Raw genomic sequence first — 1,026 nt, forward strand, 5'->3', positions numbered from 1 at the left:
AAAAATCCCTGCTGGCTCTGGCCGTGATGGCCACTACCGCGCTGAATGTTCAGGCGGCGTCGAATGTGGATGTGAAAGTGATTGGCCGCATTGACCCGGGCACCTGTACGCCAACCCTGAGCGGTGGTGGCACCATTGATTACGGCACCCTGAGCCCGTCAACGCTGGCTGCGACCGGTTTGACCGTACTGCCAGAGAAACAGCTGGACTTCGCCATTGAGTGTACTGCGCCATCCAAGGTGGCAGTTAAGGTGGTAAATGGCCGCCCAAATACCGTTGCAGGGGCGACAGAGGGAGCAGCAGGATTTGCCAACCTCCCAGCAAGTAGCGCAGCCATTTTTGGTGCTACAACTACAATAGGCGTTGCGGGTCTTGGCGAGTCTGATGGCGTGAAAGTGGGGGGATACGGTATCCGAATCGCTCCGGGCACAGTGATTGCCGATACTAAATCCGTGGATACTTTAAACGCGCCAAATGTTGCATCACCTGTCTGGGCTGCAAACACTTTGGGTAGCCTGCTTGCCGGTGCTACCGTTCGTGGGACCACATGGGCAGCAACCGGCACCACCACCCCTGTTGCCTTCACTAATCTGAGCGGCAAGCTGGGCGTTCAGGCTTATCTGAATGAAAAGTCAGCCTTTGACCTGACCAATACCGTGCAGCTGGATGGTCTGAGCACCCTTGAGCTGGTATATTTGCCGTAACATCGTATTGTTTATTTATTATCGGCCCGGCCTGTCCGGGTTTTTTTATTTTAACCCTGCCGATACCGTTATTCGTCAGTATTTACTGACAGCCTGCTAATCCTTCACTGATATTTCGCCACATGACTCCCACGCATAATAGTCACCAGGCCGCTGCATCAGCGTGACAGAAATTCTCTGAAACGGACAGCACGGTAAATCTCCATAAACTCATTGATGAGAAATTAAATAATGAAAATGATGCAAAAATCCCTGCTGGCTCTGGCCGTGATGGCCACTACCGCGCTGAATGTTCAGGCGGCGTCGAATGTGGATGTGAAAG

1 protein-coding gene is annotated in these 1,026 nt (G+C 52.8%); it reads left to right on the plus strand.

The genetic code is table 11. From position 1 onward, the window contains the following. Positions 1 to 704, plus strand: a 704-nt coding sequence (locus F3J37_RS27820) for a DUF1120 domain-containing protein (RefSeq protein WP_166936848.1), incomplete at its 5' end; no start/stop codon positions are given. Positions 705 to 1,026 lie beyond the last annotated feature (322 nt).

Source organism: Candidatus Pantoea communis (assembly GCF_011752685.1).
Lineage (GTDB): Bacteria > Pseudomonadota > Gammaproteobacteria > Enterobacterales > Enterobacteriaceae > Pantoea > Pantoea communis.